The organism is Limnohabitans sp. 2KL-1 (assembly GCF_003063435.1).
Lineage (GTDB): Bacteria > Pseudomonadota > Gammaproteobacteria > Burkholderiales > Burkholderiaceae_C > Limnohabitans_A.
Window position 1 is genome coordinate 168672 of sequence record NZ_NESL01000004.1, and the last position, 12563, is coordinate 181234.

At 60.9% G+C, this 12563-nt stretch carries 10 protein-coding genes; 1 reads left to right on the forward strand and 9 read right to left on the reverse strand.

Annotated elements, in window-relative coordinates; genetic code table 11:
* Nucleotide 1: 1 nt before the first annotated feature.
* Nucleotides 2–718 (forward strand): ABC transporter ATP-binding protein, encoded by a 717-nt coding sequence (locus B9Z47_RS11295; RefSeq protein ID WP_108331346.1) that lies wholly within the window; start codon nt 2–4, stop codon nt 716–718.
* Between the two features lie 51 nt (nt 719–769).
* Here the strand turns inward: B9Z47_RS11295 and lapB are convergent, their stop codons facing one another.
* From lapB to gyrA, 9 genes are all read right to left on the reverse strand, one after another.
* Nucleotides 770–1939 (reverse strand): lipopolysaccharide assembly protein LapB, encoded by a 1170-nt coding sequence (lapB, locus tag B9Z47_RS11300; protein WP_108331347.1) that lies wholly within the window; start codon nt 1937–1939, stop codon nt 770–772.
* Entirely contained in the window at nt 1929–2216 is a 288-nt protein-coding gene (locus B9Z47_RS11305) for a lipopolysaccharide assembly protein LapA domain-containing protein (protein ID WP_199226366.1), read from the reverse strand. The genes lapB and B9Z47_RS11305 overlap by 11 nt, the downstream gene beginning before the upstream one ends.
* Before the next feature lie 102 nt (nt 2217–2318).
* Nucleotides 2319–2696: an integration host factor subunit beta gene (locus B9Z47_RS11310; RefSeq protein WP_255418457.1), complete on the reverse strand. Its 378-nt coding sequence runs from the start codon at nt 2694–2696 to the stop codon at nt 2319–2321.
* Nucleotides 2697–2747: 51 nt separating this feature from the next.
* Nucleotides 2748–4427 carry a 30S ribosomal protein S1 gene (gene rpsA / locus B9Z47_RS11315; RefSeq protein WP_108331349.1) on the reverse strand — a complete coding sequence of 560 codons (1680 nt, stop codon included), beginning with the start codon at nt 4425–4427 and terminating at the stop codon, nt 2748–2750.
* Nucleotides 4428–4630: 203 nt separating this feature from the next.
* Entirely contained in the window at nt 4631–6646 is a 2016-nt protein-coding gene (locus B9Z47_RS11320) for a bifunctional 3-phosphoshikimate 1-carboxyvinyltransferase/cytidylate kinase (protein ID WP_108331350.1), read from the reverse strand.
* Nucleotides 6647–6691: 45 nt separating this feature from the next.
* Nucleotides 6692–7597, reverse strand: coding sequence for a prephenate dehydrogenase/arogenate dehydrogenase family protein (locus tag B9Z47_RS11325; RefSeq protein WP_108331351.1), 906 nt, complete (start codon nt 7595–7597; stop codon nt 6692–6694).
* A 7-nt stretch (nt 7598–7604) separates the two neighbouring features.
* The gene (pheA, locus tag B9Z47_RS11330; protein WP_108331352.1) at nt 7605–8705 is read right to left on the reverse strand and encodes a prephenate dehydratase; all 1101 of its coding nucleotides are present in this window, start codon (nt 8703–8705) and stop codon (nt 7605–7607) included.
* 29 nt (nt 8706–8734) lie between these two features.
* Nucleotides 8735–9826: a 3-phosphoserine/phosphohydroxythreonine transaminase gene (serC, locus tag B9Z47_RS11335; protein ID WP_108331353.1), complete on the reverse strand. Its 1092-nt coding sequence runs from the start codon at nt 9824–9826 to the stop codon at nt 8735–8737.
* Nucleotides 9827–9829: 3 nt separating this feature from the next.
* Complete coding sequence (gene gyrA / locus B9Z47_RS11340) at nt 9830–12481, reverse strand: DNA gyrase subunit A (protein WP_108331354.1); 2652 nt, start codon at nt 12479–12481, stop codon at nt 9830–9832.
* Nucleotides 12482–12563: the final 82 nt, after the last annotated feature.

A 12563-nucleotide genomic window follows, 5' to 3' on the forward strand; every position in this document is an offset into this window, starting at 1 on the left:
GATGGCCAATGTTCTTTTGAAAGTCAAAGACCTGCAAGTCGGCTACGGCGGCATTCAGGCGGTCAAGGGCGTGAGCCTCGAAGTGCGCGAAGGCGAACTGGTGTCGCTGATCGGCTCCAACGGTGCGGGCAAAACCACCACCATGAAAGCCATCACGGGCACTTTGCCTTTGCAGGCCGGTGACATCGAGTACCTGGGCAAGAGCATCCAAGGTCAGGGCCCGTGGGACCTGGTCAAGCAAGGCTTGGCCATGGTGCCGGAAGGCCGTGGCGTGTTCACCCGCATGACCATCACCGAAAACCTGCAAATGGGCGCGTACATCCGCTCGGACGCCGCAGGCATTGCGGATGACATCGAGAAGATGTTCACCATCTTCCCGCGTCTGCGCGAACGCAAGGACCAGCTGGCGGGCACCATGTCCGGTGGTGAGCAGCAAATGCTGGCCATGGGCCGCGCCCTGATGAGCCGCCCCAAGGTCCTGCTGCTCGATGAGCCGTCCATGGGTTTGTCGCCCATCATGGTCGACAAAATCTTCGAAGTGGTGCGCGATGTGTACGCCCAAGGCGTCACGGTCCTGCTGGTCGAGCAAAACGCCAGCCGTGCTTTGGCCATTGCCGATCGCGGTTATGTGATGGACTCCGGCCTCATCACCATGACCGGCGTGGGCAAGGACATGCTCGAAGACCCCAAGGTGCGTGCAGCCTACCTCGGCGAATGAGCCGCGTGGTCGGCAGTCATGGCACTGGGTGCCGGACTGCTGACGGTTTTTTCAGAGTTCCTCGACGCGTCTGGGGGGATAGCTGTCCCAGGCTTGGCAGCCGGGACAATGCCAGAAGTGTTCTTTGGCTTCGAATCCACATGCCGCGCAGCGGTAGCGAGCCAGTGGCTTGGTGGCGTGTTCCAGTGCTTTTTGAACCGGAGCGGGTAAATCAGCGCTGCCCTCTCGATCACCCATCAGCCAGCGTGTGGCTGCCATCAATGAAGGCTGTTTTTGCAGATGGTTCAGATAGCGCTCTGACGCTGCAGAGTGCAAAGAGGCAGGGTCTGCCTGCAGGGCGTGATCGAGTGCAGTGATGGCGTCCAGAACATCAATGCAAGGCTGCTTCAGGTAATGGGTTTGCAGCACATCGCGTGCCGCTTCCAACATGCCACAAGCTTGAGCCGCCTTGACGAAGCTCGCTGCAGCCAGTGGTGCGGCCGTGTCGTTGCGCTCAAACAGGCCAACCAAAGTAGCGTAAGCCGTCTGCGCCTGGCCTTGGTTCATTTGCAGTTGCCCCAGCAATATGCGCGGTCTGGGCGCTTCTGGCTGTTTTCTCAGGGTTTGTGTCAGCAAGTCCATGGCTTTGTCCATGTCGCCTTGTTGTACCGCTTCACGGGCTTGCTCGCAACGGTAATGCGCCATGCGGATACCGAAGTTGGCTTCACCCGAAGTTTCCAGCAGTTGCGCCATCGCAAAGGCCTCGGGCCATTCGCGCGAGCGCTCATAAATGGCCATGCGCGCCAGACGCGCCTGCCCTTCGTAAGCCGTGCCTTCGAGTTTACGCAGGGCTTCTTCAGCCCGGTCGAGCAGGCCTGCTTTCAGGAAGTCAAGTGCCAAACCGTGTTGCGCCCTTTGCCGGTCTGCAGTGCTGATGTCGGCGCGGGACAGCAAATGTTCGTGAACACGGACGGCACGATCGTATTCACCGCGTCGGCGGAATAAATTGCCCAGTGCAAAGTGCAGCTCCGAGGTGTCAGGGTCGTTTTGGACCGCTTCGATGAAGGCGTCAATGGCCTGATCTTGTTGCTCATTGAGCAGGTAGTTCAGACCCTTGAAATAGGCGCGCGGAGCTTGTCGGTTGGCCATGCGCATCTGGCGCAAATCCATGCGGGATGCGATCCAGCCCAAAGCAAAAGCGGCTGGCAGACCCAGCAAAATCCAAGTCAGATCAAGCTCCATGGAGCACCTTTGTGTTGCCAGTGGCAGCGGCAGCGGCAGGCGTGTTCTGTTTGACGGCTTGGCGTTCACGCCACCAGCGTGGCACCATGCCCAACACGCCGACTACCACGCCCAGCGTGAAAGCTGAAAGCACGACCAGCACCATGGGCGCAGACCAGTAAGTGCTGAAAAAGAAGTTCACACGCGTTTCTTGCTGGTTGTTCAGCGCGAAAGCAAACAGGGTAAAAAAAACAGCGGCTTTGAGCAGCCACTGAAGTAACCGGATCAGGCGTTTCATGAATGGACCTCTGGGACTGAAACCATTCTAAAGGGGCACCTTGAATCGGACGGTCTGTCCATTCAAGCCAATGCGCAGTTCTTCAGAAGCACATGCAGGGCTTCATGGTTTTGGCGGTGCTGTGGCTGTGATGTGGCTCAAGGTACCCGCATCCACGGCCTCGCGCAGGGCTTTTCCGGGTTTGAAATGGGGAACCCGTTTTTCCGGGATTTGCACGCTCTCGCCGGAGCGGGGGTTGCGGCCGACACGAGGTGGGCGGCGGTTGATGGAAAAACTGCCAAAGCCGCGAATCTCGATGCGGTGGCCTTTGACCAGTGCATCGCTCATGGCGTCCAGCACCGTTTTGACGGCCAGTTCGGCGTCACGGTGGGTCAGCTGTGCAAAGCGGGCTGCGAGTTCTTCAACCAGATCGGAGCGGGTCATGTGCGTTGGACGTTGGACGTTGGGCGTTGAGCGTTGAGCGTTGAGCGAAAAGGGCAGTTAACCCCTGCACTTCGCTCAACGTCAAACGCTCAACGCTTAACGGTCACTTCAGTTGTTGTCCAGCTTGGCGCGCAACAGAGCGCCCAGGCTGGTGGTGCCAGCGTTTTCAGTCTTGGATTGCTGCGACAGCGAAGCCATGGCTTCTTGCTGGTCAGCCTGATCCTTGGCTTTGATCGACAGCTGGATGTTGCGGGTCTTGCGGTCCACGTTCACCACGACTGCAGTGACTTCGTCGCCGACTTTCAGCACATGGCTGGCGTCTTCCACGCGGTCACGCGAGATTTCAGACACGCGCAGGTAGCCGACGATGTCTTCGCCCAGGTCGATTTCAGCGCCCTTGGCATCCACAGTCTTGACCTTGCCGGTGACGGTTTGGCCTTTGTCGTTGATGGAGGTGAAGGTGGTGAAAGGATCGGAGTCGAGCTGTTTGATGCCCAAGCTGATGCGCTCGCGGTCCACGTCCACAGCCAAGACCAAAGCCTCGACTTCTTGACCCTTCTTGAATTCGCGCACGGCGTTTTCGCCGGTTTCGTTCCAAGACAAGTCAGACAAGTGCACCAAACCGTCGATGCCGGCAGCCAAGCCCACGAACACGCCGAAGTCGGTGATCGACTTGATTGGGCCCTTCACGCGGTCGCCGCGCTTGGTGTTCTGAGCGAACTCTTGCCATGGGTTGGCACGGCACTGCTTCATGCCCAAGCTGATGCGGCGCTTGTCTTCGTCGATCTCGAGGACCATGACTTCGACTTCGTCGCCCAGAGCCACGATCTTGGAAGGGGCCACGTTCTTGTTGGTCCAGTCCATTTCAGACACGTGCACCAGACCTTCGATGCCGGGTTCGAGTTCCACAAACGCGCCGTAGTCGGCGATGTTGGTGATCTTGCCGAACATGCGGGTGCCTTGTGGGTAGCGGCGGTTCACGCCCATCCATGGGTCGTCGCCCATTTGCTTGAGGCCCAAGGACACGCGGTTTTTCTCGGTGTCGAACTTGAGGATCTTGGCGGTGATTTCTTGACCGGCAGTGACCACTTCGGAAGGGTGACGGACACGGCGCCATGCCATGTCGGTGATGTGCAACAGGCCGTCGATGCCGCCCAAGTCCACGAACGCACCGTATTCGGTGATGTTCTTGACCACACCGTGAACGATGGAGCCTTCGCGCAATGTTTCCATCAGCTTGGCGCGCTCTTCGCCCATCGAGGCTTCCACCACAGCGCGGCGGCTCAGCACCACGTTGTTGCGCTTGCGGTCGAGCTTGATGACCTTGAATTCCAGGGTCTTGTTCTCATAGGGAGACAGGTCTTTGGTGGGACGTGTGTCGACCAAAGAGCCGGGCAGGAAAGCGCGGATGCCGTTGACCAAAACAGTCAGGCCACCCTTGACTTTGCCGCTGGTCACGCCAGTGACGAACTCGCCGGATTCCAGGGCTTTTTCGAGGGACATCCACGAAGCCAAACGCTTGGCGGTGTCGCGGGACAAGATGGTGTCGCCGTAGCCGTTTTCGATGGAGCCGATGGCCACGGAGACAAAGTCGCCGACCTGGACTTCGACTTCACCCTGGTCGTTTTTGAACTCTTCGAGGGGAACATACGACTCGGACTTGAGACCGGCGTTGACCACAACGAAGTTGTGCTCGATGCGCACGACTTCAGCGGTGATGACTTCACCTGGGCGCATTTCCGTGCGCGTCAGTGATTCTTCGAATAGGGCGGCAAATGATTCAGACATGAAATTTCCTCATCCACAAAACAGGACTGACGAGCGCGGTATGCGTCGTTTCCAGGAGCTGACTGTGGCGGTTGGTTGTGCAGCGTGAGCTGCGGTTGGTTTCAAAAATCCACACTGCCGGTGTGCAAGCTGCACGAGGGGAGCGGCGTGGAACCTTCAATCAGCCCGCGCAGGGCGGGCCGGGTGGCCGGTGATTCAGTCTTTCAACCGAAAACCTGCCGACTTTGCCACCAGACCATCACCTGTTCCACCGAGGCTTCGATGGAGAGCTGCGAGTTGTCCAGTTGCAAGGCATCTTGTGCGGGCCTGAGAGGCGCAACGCTGCGGGACATGTCCCGGGCATCACGCGCTTCCAAGTCAGCGCAAAGAGCATCGATATTAGCCGAAAAACCCTTAGAAATCAATTGCTTATGCCGTCTTTCGGCGCGTTGGGCGGCGCTGGCGGTCAAAAACACCTTCAAAGGGGCGTTCGGAAAGATCACCGTGCCCATGTCGCGGCCGTCGGCCAGCAGACCCGGCAAGCGCTGGAAACTGTGTTGCAGGTCGACCAAAGCATCTCGCACGGCGGGCAAGACGGACACCTTGGAGGCGTTCATGCCGCCTTGTTCGCTGCGGATCGCATCGGTTACGTCCACGCCGTCCAGCAAGACCTGCTCGCCTTCAAAACGCACGGGCAGGCTGCGGGCCAGGTTGGCGATGGCGGCTTCGTCGGCGGCTTCGAGCGTCAGGCCCGCTTGCAAAGCTGCGTAAGCCGTCACGCGGTAGAGTGCACCCGAGTCCAGGTAGTGGTACCCGAGCTGGGCGGCCACCCGGCTGGCGAGCGTGCCCTTGCCCGATGCGGTGGGGCCGTCGATGCAGATGACCGGGATGTTGGTGGCTGCCGTGTGCGCCACCGAGAACAAAGCCTCGAAGTAGTCCGGGAAGGTCTTGGCCACGCACTTGGGGTCTTCGATGCGCACCGGGACCTGATCGGGATTGAAGGTGGCCAGTGAGAAACACATGGCCACGCGGTGGTCGTCGTAAGTGTGGATGCTGGCGCGTTGCCACTTTCCAGCAGGCAGAGGGTGAATGGTGATCCAGTCCGGGCCTTCTTCGACGGTGGCTCCCAGCTTGCGGCTTTCGGCGGCCATGGCCACGATGCGGTCGGTTTCTTTCACGCGCCAGCTGGCGATGTTGCGCAGCGTGGTCGGGCCGTCGGCATAGAGCGCCATCACAGCCAGCGTCATGGCGGCATCGGGGATGTGGTTGCAGTCGAGGGTGATGCCTTTGAGGGGCCAGGCACCGCGCTGGATTTCCAGCCAATTGGGACCGCTGGTGATCATTGCGCCCATTTGCGCTGCCGCGTCCATGAAGCGGATGTCACCCTGGATCGAGTCGGCACCCACGCCCTGGATGCGGATGCCTTTGCCTTGGGAGCCTTTAGAAGGATCGCCTGCGGCAATGGCCCCCAGCGCAATGAAATAGCTGGCCGAAGACGCATCGGCTTCGACGTGTATGCTGCCGGGCGACTGGTAGCGGCTGCCTGCGGGAATCACAAAGCGTTCCCAGCCCTGACGCTCCACGGCAATGCCGTAGCGCGCCAGCAGGTTGAGCGTGATCTCAATGTAGGGCTTGCTGATGAGTTCGCCGACCACCTCGATGGTGATGGCGCGGTCCTGCGCTGCCAGCGGCAAGGCCATCAGCAGCGCCGTGAGGAACTGGCTGGATACATCGCCGCGCACGGGGATGGGCTTGTCGAGCTGGAGTGTGGGCTGCCGCACACGAAGCGGCGGGAAACCTTCGTTGCCCAGGTAGTCGATCGCGCAGCCGAGTTCGCGCAGGGCGTCTACCAGGTCGCCAATCGGGCGTTCGTGCATGCGGGGCACGCCTTTGAGCGTGAAGTCGCCGCCCTTCACGGCCAATGCCGCTGTGAGCGGACGCATGGCCGTGCCCGCGTTGCCCATGAAAAATTCAATGGCCTCGGTGGGCCAGGCGCGGCCGCCCAGCCCGGTGATGGTCACCGTGGTGCCTTTTACCTCGACGCCGCAGCCCAGTTGGCGCAGTGCGGCCAGCATCACACGGGTGTCGTCCGAGTCCAGCAGGTCGTGGACCACGGTGGTGCCTTGGCACAGGGCCGAGAGCAGCAGCACGCGGTTGGAGATGCTTTTGGAGCCGGGCAGGGTGACGGTGCCGGACGCGCCTTGCAGCGCGGGGAGGTCAAGGAAGGCGGTGGAGAACATGGTTTTAACGTGAAAGCGCCTTCAGGGTGCAGCTGTTGCGCACCTTCATGAAGGCTGGGTTTCAGAAGCTTTGTTGCAGGCGTTGCCCGCTTGCAGTGTCCAGGCCGAGCGCACGCCACTGGCTTGTTCGATCAGCTGTTGCAACGCCGGGGTGTTGCCCTGTTTCAGGCTGGTTTCAAATTGCTCAAGTGCAGCGCGAAAGTGGGCGATCTGGGTCAGCACTTCGGCGTGGTTGGCGCTCAAGATGTCGCGCCAGACGGCCGGGTCGCTGGCCGCGATGCGCGAAAAATCCCGAAAACCCGGCCCCGCCATGTCCAGAAAGGCCGCGCCCTGGGGTTGGGCGGTCAGGGCGTTGATGGCGGCAAACGCCAGCAGGTGGGGCAGGTGGCTGACGGCGGCAAAGGTGGCGTCGTGGGCCTCGGGCGTGAGGGTGCTGACATGGCTGCCGATGGCCGTCCAAACCTCGTGCGCGGTGTGCAGGCGGTGGATGCCCGTGGTCGGCAGCGGGGTGAGGATGGTGCGCCGGTTCTGGTACAGGCTGGCCTCGGCGTGTTCGATGCCTGCGACTTCCTTGCCCGCAATCGGGTGTGCGGGCACGAAGCAGGGCAGGCGGTCACCTAAAGCGGCTCGGGCCGCAGCGATCACATCGGATTTGGTGGAACCCACATCCATCAGCAGGGCCTGCGGTGCCAGTGACTCTTGCAGGGCGGCAAAACTGCTGTGCATCGCGCCCACGGGCACGGCCAGCAGCACCAGGTCTGCGCCTTGCACGGCCTCGGCCACGCTGGTGCAGGCCTGGTCAATGACCCCGAGTTCGACGGCGCGTTGTCGGGTTTTGTCGGAGGCGCTGAAGCCGGTGATGTGCTGCACCAGGCCGGCTTTGCGCAAGGCGAGCGCAAACGAGCCGCCCATCAGGCCGCAGCCGATCAGGGCCAGGCGTTGGAACTTCATGGGCAGATTATTCAGAAACCGGGTAAGAGCCCAGCACCTTGTAGAACGCGCACAGGCCTTGCAGCTCTTGCAGGGCAGCCGCCACATGGGGCTCGCTGATGTGGCCTTGCAGGTCGATGTAGAAGTAATACTCCCACTGACCCGATTTGGCGGGTCGTGACTCGAAGCGGGTCATGGACACGCCGTTGTTTTTGAGCGGCACCAACAGATCGTGCACCGCGCCCGGGCGGTTGGGCACCGACACCACGAGGCTGGTGCAGTCCTTGCCCGATGCCGGGGGCGTGGCCAGGGTTTGCGGAAGGGCGATCACGGCAAAGCGGGTGCGGTTGAAGGCTTCGTCCTGGATGGCGTGGTGCACGATGTGCAAGCCAAACTGGCTGGCCGCACGTTCGCTGGCCAAAGCGGCCCAGGCCGGGTTGGTGGCCGCCAGGCGCGCGCCTTCGGCATTGCTGGAAACAGCGCGGCGCTCCACATGCGGCAGGTGTTTGGACAGCCAACCCTGACATTGGGCGAGGGCCTGGGGGTGGGCCATCACGACTTCGATGCCTGCGTCCGAGTTGAGCTGGCGCAGCAAGTTAAAGCGCACCTGCAGGCTGACTTCGCCCACCACATGCACAGGCGAGCGCAAGAACAGATCCAGCGAGCGGGCCACAACACCTTCGGTGGAGTTTTCCATGCCGACCACGCCGTACTGGGCTGTGCCTGCGGCGGTGGCGTGGAAGACTTCGTCGAAGTTGGCGCAGTAAATCAGGTTGGCGGCGCTGCCAAAAAATTCGATGGCCGCTTGCTCGCAGAATGTGCCTTGCGGGCCGAGCACCGCCACGCGCTGAGGGGCTTCCAGCGCCAGGCAAGCCGACATGATTTCGCGCCAGATGGAGGCCACGTGTTCGTTTTTGAGCGGGCCGGGGTTGGCTTGGGTGATCTTGTCGATCACTTGCGCCACGCGGTCGGGACGAAAGAAGGGCGATCCTTCGGCGCGTTTGATTTCGCCCACTTGCTCGGCCACATGGGCACGTTGGTTCAGCAGGCTCAGCAGTTGTTTGTCCAGCGCGTCAATTTGCACGCGCAGGGCACCCAGGGCATCCGACTGAATGGGTTGTTGGCTCATGTCCGCAAGTCTCTTTCTGGCGGCCTGGTTCAGGCCTGTTTTTTTTCAAATTCGCGCATGTAGGCCACCAGGGCTTGTACGCCTTCAAGGGGCATGGCGTTATAAATGCTGGCGCGCATGCCGCCCACCGATTTGTGGCCCTTGAGTTGCAGCAGACCCGCGGCTTTGGCCCCCGCCAGGAAGGCGTCGTTGCGCGACTCGTCGCGCAAAAAGAAGGGCACGTTCATGCGCGAGCGGCAGTTGTGGGCCACTTTGTTGACGTAAAAGCCGGAGCTGTCAAGGAAGTCGTACAGCAGCTGCGCTTTGGCGATGTTGGTCTGCTCCATGGCGGCAATGCCGCCGTTTTTCTTGAGCCACTGGAACACCAGCCCGGCGATGTAAATGCTGTAAGTCGGGGGGGTGTTGTACATCGACTGGTTGTCGGCCACCAGTTTGTAGTCGAAAGCGCTGGGGCAATGGGGCAGGGCGTGGCCGATCAGGTCTTCGCGCACGATGACCAAGGTCAGACCCGCTGGGCCGAGGTTTTTTTGTGCTCCGCCAAAAGCCAGACCTACGCGTGACCAGTCCACAGTGCGCGAGGCGACATGCGAGGAAAAGTCCACCACCAGAGGTGCATTGCAACCCAGGGCTTTGAGGTCGGGCAGTTCGTGAAACTCCACGCCATGGATGGTTTCATTGCCGCAGATGTGCACGTATCGGCTGTCGGGGCCGATTTGCCAGGATGCCGGGTTGGGCAAGGTGGTGAAGTCATCGGCTTGCGCGCTGGCGGCGACGCGGGCTTGCCCGTACTTGCCGGCTTCCTTGAGTGACTTCTGGCTCCAGCTGCCTGTCAGCACAAAGTCCATGGCCCCGCCTTGCGACAGGTTCAAGGGCACGATGGCGTTTTCAGCCAAGCCACCGCCTTGCATGAACAAAATCTTGAAGTGGGCAGGTACGGCCAGCAATTCACGCAGATCCGCTTCGGCCTGCTCGTAGATGCTGATGAATTCCTTGCCCCGGTGACTCATTTCCATCACGCTCATGCCCGAGCCGTGCCAGTCGAGCATCTCTGCAGCGGCTTGTTGAAGCACAGCCTCGGGCATCACGGCGGGACCCGCCGAAAAGTTGAAAGCGCGCCCCATCACTTATTCCGCTGCAGTTGCGCCGTCGTCCGGTGTGGCATCGCCATCAACCGCATCGCCTTCGGGCACATTCGCATCGTTTTCGACAATGCGTTGCAAGCCGGACAGCTTGGCACCTTCGTCCAGACCAATCAAGGTCACGCCTTGTGTGGCACGGCCGAGTTCGCGGATTTCGGCCACGCGGGTGCGCACCAGAACGCCAGTATCGGTGATCAGCATGATTTCATCATCGGCATGCACCAAGGTGGCTGCCACCACTTTGCCGTTGCGCTCGGATTGCTGGATGGCGATCATGCCCTTGGTGCCACGGCCATGACGGGTGTATTCCGCAATCGAGGTGCGTTTGCCGTAGCCGTTTTCGGTGGCCGTCAGCACGCTTTGTGTTTCGTCACCCGCCACCAGCATGGCGATCACGCTCTGGCTTTCTTCGATCATCATGCCGCGCACGCCACGGGCGCTGCGGCCCAGCGGGCGCACATCGTTTTCGTCAAAGCGCACGGCCTTGCCGCCGTCGCTGAACAGCATCACGTCGTGCTGGCCGTCGGTCAGGGCTGCACCGATCAAAAAGTCGCCTTCGTCGAGGTTGACGGCAATGATGCCGCCCTTGCGTGGGTTTGAAAATTCGTCCAGCGAGGTCTTCTTGACCGTGCCCATGGAGGTGGCCATGAAAACGTACTGGTTTTCGGGGAAGGTGCGCGCTTCGCCAGTCAGGGCCAGCACCACGTTGATCTTCTCGCCCTCTTGCAACGGGAACATGTTGACGATGGGGCGACCGCGTGAGCCACGCGAACCCGCAGGCACTTCCCAGACCTTGAGCCAGTAAAGACGGCCCCGGTTCGAGAAGCACAGCAAATAGTCGTGTGTGTTGGCGATGAACAGCTGGTCGATCCAGTCGTCTTCTTTGGTGACGGCGGCTTGCTTGCCGCGACCACCGCGTTTTTGTGAGCGGTATTCACTCAGGGGCTGGCTCTTGATGTAGCCACTGTGTGAAAGCGTGACCACCATGTCGGTGGGGGTGATCAGGTCTTCGGTCGAGAGGTCTTGCGCGCTGTGCTCGATCTCGCTGCGGCGTGCGCCGATTTTGGTCTGACCGAATTCCTGGCGCACGGTGCCCAGCTCGTCACCAATGATGGTCGACACACGCTCGGGCTTGGCCAGGATGTCCAGCAGGTCTTCGATCTCAGACATGACCTCTTTGTATTCCGCGACGATCTTGTCTTGTTCCAGGCCGGTCAGACGTTGCAGGCGCATCTGCAAAATTTCTTGCGCTTGTGTGTCCGACAGGCGATACAGGCCGTCCTGGCCCATGCCGTATTCGCGCTCGAGACCTTCGGGACGGTAGTCGTCGGCGTTGATGACCGAGCCGTCATCGCGTGCGCGGGTCAGCATGGTGCGCACCATCTGGCTGTCCCAGGCTCGGGTCATCAACTCGGCCTTGGCCACGGGGGGAGTGGGCGCGCCGCGGATGATCGCGATGAAATCGTCGATGTTGGCCAAAGCCACGGCCAGGCCTTCCAGCACATGGCCGCGGTCGCGCGCTTTGCGCAGCTCGAACACCGTGCGACGTGTCACCACTTCGCGGCGGTGCTGCAGGAAGACCTGGATCAGGTCTTTCAGGTTGCAGAGCTTGGGCTGGCCGTCGATCAGGGCCACCATGTTCATGCCAAAGGTGTCTTGCAGCTGGGTCTGCTTGTACAGGTTGTTCAGCACCACCTCGGGCACCGCACCGCGCTTGAGCTCGATCACCAAGCGCATGCCCGACTTGTCGGACTCGTCCTGGATGTGGCTGATGTCCTCGATTTTCTTCTCGTGCACCAGCTCGGCCATGCGCTCTTGCAGGGTCTTCTTGTTGACCTGGTAGGGCAACTCGTCGACCACGATGCACTGGCGCTGGCCTTTGTCGATGTCCTCAAAGTGGCACTTGGCACGCATCACCACGCGGCCGCGCCCGGTACGGTAGCCTTCTTTGACGCCGGTCATCCCGTAAATGATGGCGCCCGTCGGGAAGTCGGGCGCAGGCACGATTTCCATCAGTTCGTCGATGGACGCTTCAGGGTTGCGCAGCAAGTGCAGGCAGGCGTCCACCACCTCGTTCAGGTTGTGTGGGGGGATGTTGGTGGCCATGCCCACGGCAATACCGCCCGAGCCGTTGATCAACAAGTTGGGCAGGCGCGAAGGCAGGACCAGGGGTTCTTTTTCAGAGCCGTCGTAGTTGGGGCCGAAGTCGACGGTTTCCTTGTCGATGTCGCCCAGCATCTCGTGGGCGATCTTGGCCAATCGAATTTCGGTGTAACGCATCGCCGCCGCGTTGTCGCCGTCCACCGAGCCGAAGTTACCTTGGCCATCCACCAACATGTGGCGCATCGAGAAGTCTTGCGCCATGCGAACGATGGTGTCGTACACCGACTGGTCGCCGTGTGGGTGGTATTTACCGATCACGTCACCCACGATACGGGCCGACTTTTTGTAAGGGCGGTTCCAGTCGTTGTTGAGCTCGTGCATGGCAAACAAAACCCGGCGGTGCACGGGCTTGAGGCCATCGCGTGCATCAGGCAGTGCGCGGCCCACGATCACGCTCATGGCGTAATCGAGGTAGCTGCGCCGCATTTCCTCTTCCAGACTGATGGGCAGTGTTTCTTTGGCGAACTGGGTCATATAGGGCGGGAAGGGTGACGCGGTGTAAACCTGTCATTTTAGGTGCAAGCGGGTGTAGCGTCCATGCAACATTTGTTGTGCA